The 523-nt window shown below is 38.8% G+C and carries 1 protein-coding gene; it reads right to left on the minus strand.

Going from position 1 to position 523, the window contains the following annotated elements:
* Positions 1 to 252: 252 nt before the first annotated feature.
* Positions 253 to 523, minus strand: a 271-nt coding sequence (locus tag R8O10_RS27380) for a glutathione binding-like protein (RefSeq protein ID WP_318192257.1), incomplete at its 5' end; no start/stop codon positions are given.

Consider the following 523-nt stretch of genomic DNA (forward strand, 5'->3'; position numbering starts at 1 on the left):
AATGCTTATCAATTCAATAGGTGGTGACTATGGCCGAAAAGTCACAGAAATCAGAATTGGACTACATTTTAGTTGTTGATTTATCTTAGGATTTATTAGTAACAATCAAGAATAATTGGTAGGGATAGAAGAGGTATGAATGATTGAATTTATAAATGAATACTTGCGCTCTATTTCGATAAAAAACGTCCCTTTGATGCGATTGAGACAACGTTATTTGTCTTCAATCCAAGCCTCAAAGGGACGATTAAATTAAGCGTAGTTCACTTCAATTTGTTCGGCTTTCTCGAAAGCAGGGTGCGTCGCAAGTTGTTTACCGTAACGAACCATATTCGGGAATTGTTCTGCTAGGCCAAACATCTGTACTAACTCAACGATGAAAGACATCATGATGTCTGCACCCGTCAATCGTTCTTCTACGAGGTAGGTTTTTCCTTCTAACGCTTGTTCGAAGTAGCTCAATACATTCATTGCTTCTTTGTCGGCGTATGCAGGCAAAAACTGCATCGAGTTCGGCTCTTTA

This window comes from Vibrio sp. 1727 (assembly GCF_033344415.1).
Lineage (GTDB): Bacteria > Pseudomonadota > Gammaproteobacteria > Enterobacterales > Vibrionaceae > Vibrio > Vibrio alginolyticus.